We start from the raw sequence: 700 nt of genomic DNA, 5'->3' as shown, positions 1-700 counted from the left end.
GCGTGCTGCCCCACGTGACGGGCTCATGTCGACCCTGAACCGCCGCTGAGGTTGGCGAAACATTAATGGCGGCTTCCAGGACCGTTTCGGACATCGGCCCCGCTATTCGCTGCACCTCGCAGCCGGTGGTGTGTGCATATCGTTCGGGCGATGTGACAGGGCGCGCTTGCCGTCTTGCTCATTCCTTGCTCTCAGGAAACATACATCCGCCATTGCGGACCAGCGCCTTCACCTCTTCGCTCACCTGCGTGGGGCTTCGACTTAATCGAGCAACGAACTCCTTGCTGCGCCGCACGTACGACTTCGAATCGTACTTCGCACTCCAAAGGACTATGTTAAGCACGACGGGAATGAGATCCAAGCCCTTCTCGGTCAGCGTGTAGAAGTCACGGCGCCCGTCGTCGGGGCTGGGCGCCTTCGAGAGAATTCCTTGCTCCTCAAGAAAGGCAAGGCGGGAAGCAAGCACATTGGTCGCGATTCCTTCTTCCGATTTCAGGAACTCGCCATAAGTCTTCTTGCCGACAAAAACGATGTCCCGAATGATCAAGAGCGACCAGCGGTCGCCGAAGACCTCCACGCCGTAGTTCACTGCGCAATGGGACCGAATGTCTTCTTTAGATGTCGTCTTCATGGCTAGATATTAGCATCGCTTGTATATAGCAAGTAAATTTCCATTGTTTACTTTTTTTTGCAAGTAATG

At 54.7% G+C, this 700-nt stretch carries 1 protein-coding gene; it reads right to left on the bottom strand.

Annotated features, from left to right (window positions below):
• Window positions 1-178: 178 nt before the first annotated feature.
• Window positions 179-631: a winged helix-turn-helix transcriptional regulator gene (locus EOS_RS20775; protein ID WP_047848582.1), complete on the bottom strand. Its 453-nt coding sequence runs from the start codon at window positions 629-631 to the stop codon at window positions 179-181.
• Window positions 632-700 lie beyond the last annotated feature (69 nt).

It is taken from the genome of Caballeronia mineralivorans PML1(12), assembly GCF_001028175.1.
Taxonomy (GTDB): Bacteria; Pseudomonadota; Gammaproteobacteria; order Burkholderiales; family Burkholderiaceae; genus Caballeronia; species Caballeronia mineralivorans.
Note: the sequence above shows the minus strand (reverse complement) of the source record. Positions and strands in the feature narration are given on the sequence as shown.